Source organism: Mycobacterium sp., assembly GCF_049280035.1.
In the GTDB taxonomy this organism is placed as follows: Bacteria; Actinomycetota; Actinomycetes; order Mycobacteriales; family Mycobacteriaceae; genus Mycobacterium.
This window is the reverse complement of sequence record NZ_JBAPPI010000133.1, coordinates 1-5,038: the sequence shown is the minus strand read 5'-3', so window position 1 is coordinate 5,038 and position 5,038 is coordinate 1. Positions and strand designations below refer to the sequence as shown.

Annotated in this window: 5 protein-coding genes and 1 pseudogene; 2 read left to right on the top strand and 4 right to left on the bottom strand. The window is 63.2% G+C overall.

Annotation, left to right across the window (positions count from 1 at the left end):
• Positions 1–210: pseudogene (locus WAN71_RS04315) on the bottom strand (hypothetical protein); the annotation flags it as partial.
• 20 nt (positions 211–230) lie between these two features.
• On the bottom strand, positions 231–545 hold the full coding sequence (locus tag WAN71_RS04310; protein ID WP_422224146.1) for a hypothetical protein: 315 nt from the start codon (positions 543–545) through the stop codon (positions 231–233).
• 304 nt (positions 546–849) lie between these two features.
• On the opposite strand from WAN71_RS04310, the gene WAN71_RS04305 reads away from it, so the two are divergent.
• Together WAN71_RS04305 and WAN71_RS04300 are read left to right on the top strand one after the other, a co-directional pair.
• Entirely contained in the window at positions 850–1,230 is a 381-nt protein-coding gene (locus WAN71_RS04305) for a BlaI/MecI/CopY family transcriptional regulator (RefSeq protein WP_422224145.1), read from the top strand.
• Positions 1,227–2,555 carry an SHOCT domain-containing protein gene (locus tag WAN71_RS04300; RefSeq protein WP_422224144.1) on the top strand — a complete coding sequence of 443 codons (1,329 nt, stop codon included), beginning with the start codon at positions 1,227–1,229 and terminating at the stop codon, positions 2,553–2,555. Before WAN71_RS04305 ends, WAN71_RS04300 begins: the two co-directional genes overlap by 4 nt.
• A 51-nt stretch (positions 2,556–2,606) precedes the next feature.
• Here WAN71_RS04300 and WAN71_RS04295 read toward each other — a convergent pair whose 3' ends face one another.
• The gene (locus WAN71_RS04295; protein ID WP_422224143.1) at positions 2,607–4,076 is read right to left on the bottom strand and encodes an APC family permease; all 1,470 of its coding nucleotides are present in this window, start codon (positions 4,074–4,076) and stop codon (positions 2,607–2,609) included.
• An 86-nt stretch (positions 4,077–4,162) separates the two neighbouring features.
• Positions 4,163–5,038: zinc-binding dehydrogenase (locus WAN71_RS04290; RefSeq protein ID WP_422224142.1), on the bottom strand; the 876-nt coding region annotated here is incomplete at its 5' end.

Genomic DNA, 5,038 nt, shown 5'->3' with positions numbered 1-5,038 from the left:
CTCCTCGACGGTGCGGGTTAACTCGTTGTGCCGGTTGAACATCTCCACGTAGCGGGACATGTCCATCGGGGAGACGCCCATCATGCCGCCGCCGTCGTCGATGAGTCGTACGGCCGGCGGCGGCGATCCGAGGACCCCGCGCAGCACGTATCCGAGACCCACGACGGCGCCCGCGCCCACCGCGGTGAGCGCAGCACGTCTGGTTAACATTTGCCTGTATTTGGTTCTGGCTAGCCGGTTTTGCTGGGCATTGGCATGCCGCTGGGCATGGGCATCCCGCTGGGCATGGGCATCCCGCTGGGCATGGACATGTCGGGCATGGACATGCCGCAGCACATGTCGCCGGGCTTAGAAGCACCTGGTTTAGGCGGGTTGTTAGGGTGCGGGGCTGAGGTCATCATCGGGCGCGGCGCGGGGACTCCCGAGGAGCCGGCCCAGGTCCCGGCTAAGAAGCTGGCCACCGCGATGCAAGCGAAAGCCACGACGGCGCCGATTACGCGCTTGCGCTCACGCAGCCTGGAACCCAGCACGCCGAAAAATCCCATCGTCGATTCCTCTCATTCGGACTGGCGGAGCACCTCTGCGAACGGACTACATCTCCGGTGGATGAGTGCCTACCATCCGGTCTACTATCTAACTACGTAGATCCTAGACCCGGGCCCGGAGTGCTAGCAAGCGAAGGTGGGGAATCAGCCAGAGCCCCTCAGCGTGTGCTCGCTGTTGGCTCGTGTCGTCTGGCGGTGGTCTACTATGTCGGTACGTAGACGGCGGAGATGGTGTGTCCAAGCTTTCGCAGTTTCCGCCCTCGCGAACGAGCCCAGCGGCTCCGTAATAACCGGGAGACCAGCAGTGCGGATTCGAGGATTCGGCGAACTCGAGGCAGTCATCATGGACCGCGTGTGGAGGCGCGACTCCGCGATACCGACCACGGTGCGTGAGCTCTTCGATGAACTTGCCGTCGAGCGCACCATCGCGTACACCACCGTGATGTCGACCATGGACAACCTGCATACGAAGGGCTGGCTCGCGCGGGAACGCGACGGCAAGGCCTATCGGTACTGGCCCACGCTGTCGCGTGAGCAGCACAGTGCGCGGTTGATGCGCGAGGCCCTCGATGGCGGCGGCAGCCCCGAATTGGTACTGCAGCATTTCGTCGAACAAATCGGCGCCGAGGAATCCGAGCGCCTGCGCTCTGTTTTGCGACGGCTGGCCAAAGGAACGAACCCGTGATCAGCGTTGTCGTTGGCCTGTTGCTGTACAGCATGGCGATGCTGGTCGCGGCGCCTCCGCTGCTACGGGCAATGACCCGCAGCGGAAACGCCCCGCGCCTTGGGGTGGTGACATGGTTGAGCGCGATCGGAACTGTGGTGGGTTCCTGGGTGGCGACTTCGGTGATGGTCATCGTCGAAGGGATAAGCCACTGGACTCATCCCCGCACGGTTGCCGCGTCCTGCCTGGCCCGCCTGCAGCACACGATGAGCGGAGATGCCGGGATTGCGCCGCAGATCACGCTGCTCGCGATCGCAGCGGCAGTTACGGTGGCGGCCGCGATCATCGGTGTGCGGCTGGCCACCGCCGTGCTGGGAATGCGTGCTCGCGCGCACGAGCATGCCCGGGCTGTGCGGTTGGTCGGTCATCGCACCGGCGAGGCCGATGTGGTGATGGTCGAGGCCGCCAAAGCTGCCGCCTACTGTGTCGAGGGTCGACCGCCGGCGATCGTCGTGACCAGCGCCGCCCGGGCTGCACTCGATGATCGCCAACTGGCCGCGGTGCTTGCCCATGAACGAGCCCACCTGGCCGGGCACCACGCGGTGATCGTCAGCGTGCTGCGCGCTCTGGCCGCGGTGTTTCCTAGGCTGAGCCTGATTACCGAAGGCGCGCAAGAGGTTTCACGATTGTTGGAGATGTGCGCCGATGATGTTGCGGTGCGCCGGCATAGCAGCCGAGCGTTGCTGTCGGGGCTGATCACGCTCTGCACGGCGGCCCCAGCTGAAGCGCTCGCTGCCGCCGATTTGGCCGTGCTGGCCCGAGCCGAACGGCTGGCGAGACCGCCGCAGGAGTCGATGAAAGTCAAAACTCGAGCTGCTCTAACGAGTGTCATTACCATCATGGCCGCCGGGCCGTTGATCGCCGTGGCCGACTGCATCTGGCGGTCTCACGTGTGGGGTCCGGGCATGCATGCAAACCCCGATACAAACGCAGCAGGACTCATCGCGGCGCCCTCATCGTCGAAGGCGTTGGGGCATAGTGCATCTGGAAAGGTGGTCTCGATGATGATGATGATGGACGATGGTCACTGGGGATGGGGCAGCTGGATCCTCACGACCGGAACAACGATCGTGTTCTGGGCGCTGGTGATTACTGCCGTGGTGCTTCTCGCGCGATACTTACTGTCTTTGTCGCAGCGGCCCGCCGGCACGACGCACGCCGGGGGAGCCGGCAACGCAGAGCAAGTGCTCGCCGAACGCTACGCGCGAGGCGAGATCGACGACGAGGAATACCAACGGAGACTGGGGCTGCTGCGCCAAAATATAGCCTCCACCACGTCGACATGATCCCGGTAGTGCCCGCTCGCACGTGTAGAGGTTTTGAGCACGACGGCTCGACTACGTGACGTCCTCGGCGACGGGGACGGTCGCTGGGATGCCGTCGTTCCCGCCGCCATTGAGTGCGCTGTGACGGCGGCCCCACACCAGGTAGAAGATCAGCGCCACCGCTACCCAGGCACTGAACGCAATCCAGGTGTACCCGTGCAGGCTGAAGAGAATGTAGGCGCACGCCGCGATCGACAAGATCGGTGTCACCGGATAGCCCGGCACCTTGAAACCGCGGGGTAATTCCGGTTGTTGAATGCGCAGCACAATCACTCCTCCTGACACCACGATGAATGCGGTCAGGGTGCCGATGGAGACGGTCTCGGCCAGCCGATCCAGCGGCACCAGCGCGGCCAGGATTGCCACCACGACGGCAACGATCACGGTGTTTCCGACGGGTGTCATCGTGCGCGGGTTGACCTTCGCGAATGTCGCCGGCAGCAGGCCGTCACGGCCCATCGTGAACAGGATGCGGGTCTGGCCATACAACGTCACGAGGGTCACGGAAAAGATGGATATCACCGCCCCGGCCGATACCAGCGTGCTGCCCGCGGTGTTTCCGGTGATGTGATCCAAGATCACGGCCAGCACTGCCTCTTCGCCCTTGAAGGCCTGCCACGGCTGGCTGCCCATCGCGGCAACCGCGACGAGCAAATGGATACCCGTGACGATCAGCAGGGCGTAAATGATTGCCCGTGGCATCGTGTGTTGCGGGTCTTTGACTTCGTCGCCGGCGGTGGATACCGCGTCAAGGCCGATGTAGGCGAAAAAGATTGTGCCCGCGGCCAAGCTGATGCCCGAGATGCCGAACGGTGCCAGGTCGGCGAAGCGGTCCGCTTTGAACGCGGTGAACGCGATGACCGCGAAAATCACCAGCACGCCGAGCTTGATCAACACCATCACGGCGTTGGCCTTAGCCGATTGATTGGCACCGCGGATTAACAGAACCGCACACATCGCTACCAATATGATGGCCGGCAGATTGATCATACCCGGCGCATCGTCCCATGGCCCCTGTGAAATAGCTTGCGGCAGATGAAATCCAAAGACGTTGTCAAGCAGCTTGTTCAGATACTGACTCCACCCGACGGCCACCGCGGCGGTGGATACACCGTACTCGAGCAGCAGACACGCTGCGACGCCCATTGCCGCGAGCTCGCCCAGGGTGGCATAGCAGTACGAGTAAGCCGAGCCGGAAACCGGTACCGCCGAGGCCATCTCTGCATAGCAGACCGCGGCCAGTCCTGCCGCGATGCCGGCGATGAGGAATGAGATGACCACCGCCGGGCCGGCTTGCGGCACCGACTGCGAGAGCACGATGAAGATGCCCGCACCGACCGTTTCGCCCACGCCGAACATGGTAAGCAGGAAGGTTCCCAGGCTGCGCTGCAAGTGATCCGAGGCCCCGACGGCGACGGGTGCGCCGCTCACCGGCCGGCGTCGCAACATCTGCCGTGCCAGGCTCGGCCCCGGGGTTGGCATGGCGCCTCCTCCGGAGGATTTGGTCAGTTAGCCAGCTTGGCTCAACATATAACAGCGAAAGGCCAAATCGCGCCGGGAAGCGCAGATTATGGGGTGACCAATATCTTGCAGTGCCGTCCGGGGTCGGCGAGATCATCGAAAGCTGCCCCGACGTCCTCGAGGCCGACGTCGCCGGTGATCACCGGGGTGACGTCGATGTCACCTTCGGCGATTGCCCGCAAAGTATCGCCGAATTCGTTCGGGTCGTAGGCGAGGACGAACTGGACGTTGATCTCCTTGGCAATGGCAAAGAGCGGATGCACGGTGTCGGGTTGCATGCACACTCCGGCTACGACAAGCCGGGTACCGGGCTTGGCGCGCAGCAACACATCATCGATGATGCCGGGTACCCCAACCGCCTCGAACACCACGGCAGGTTTGGCCGTGTCGAATGGTGAAGTTTGTGCTGGGTCGACGGTTTGATGCGCGCCCATCGCTGCGGCAAGTTCACGGCGTTTAGGCGTAAAGTCTGCAGCCACAATGGTTTCGACACCACGGAACCGAAGCGCTGCGATGATGGCGATACCAATCGGTCCGCAGCCGAGCACCAGTGCCGTCTCGCCACGCTGAACATTCGATTTATTCACCGCGTGCAGCCCAACCGCCATGGGTTCGGTCAGCGCGGCGTGTTTGGGGTCTAGTCCATTCGGGATTGACAGTAGCAGCGGCGCCGAGAGCAGCATCCGCTCGGCGTAGCCGCCGATAGTGCTGTTGCTCGACAAGATTGGCTCAACGCCCCGGGACGACAACAGAACCGGAATCGAAGTGACGAGCGTGCCCGGCGCATGTGTGTCTGTGTCAGGTCCTGCTTCGAGGACTTCGGCGCTGAACTCGTGGCCCATGAAGACGTCATTGCTCAGATCGACCTTCATACCGCCGGCACCGATGCTGTCTGCCATCTGTTCTGTCAACGCCAGCATCTC